Origin of the sequence: Bradyrhizobium sp. BRP56, assembly GCF_020194035.1 — a bacterium.
In the GTDB taxonomy this organism is placed as follows: domain Bacteria; phylum Pseudomonadota; class Alphaproteobacteria; order Rhizobiales; family Xanthobacteraceae; genus Bradyrhizobium; species Bradyrhizobium australafricanum.
This window is the reverse complement of sequence record NZ_JADYVV010000270.1, coordinates 1-234: the sequence shown is the minus strand read 5'-3', so window position 1 is coordinate 234 and position 234 is coordinate 1. Positions and strand designations below refer to the sequence as shown.

Genomic DNA, 234 nt, shown 5'->3' with positions numbered 1-234 from the left:
TGCCGCCGTCGAAGTTGCCGGCAAAGTTGGCGCTGGTGCTGATCGGCGCGCCCGTCAGATTGGTCTCGTCCAGCGTCAGCTGGCCCGCAACCGCGGCCGTCGGCGTTCCCAGCGACGGGCCGTCGTCGTGGATCGCAAACACCCCGCTGCCGAGGTCGATGCCCTTGGTGACGTGATCGCCGTCGGCGTCGGTCACCGTCTGGTTCAGCAGCAGCGTGTTCGCCGCCGTCGTCA

General features: G+C 68.8%; 1 protein-coding gene. It reads right to left on the bottom strand.

Annotated elements, in window-relative coordinates; all coding sequences use genetic code 11:
* Positions 1-234 (bottom strand): hypothetical protein (locus tag I6F38_RS44375; protein WP_225164756.1); only part of this gene is annotated, 234 nt, incomplete at both ends.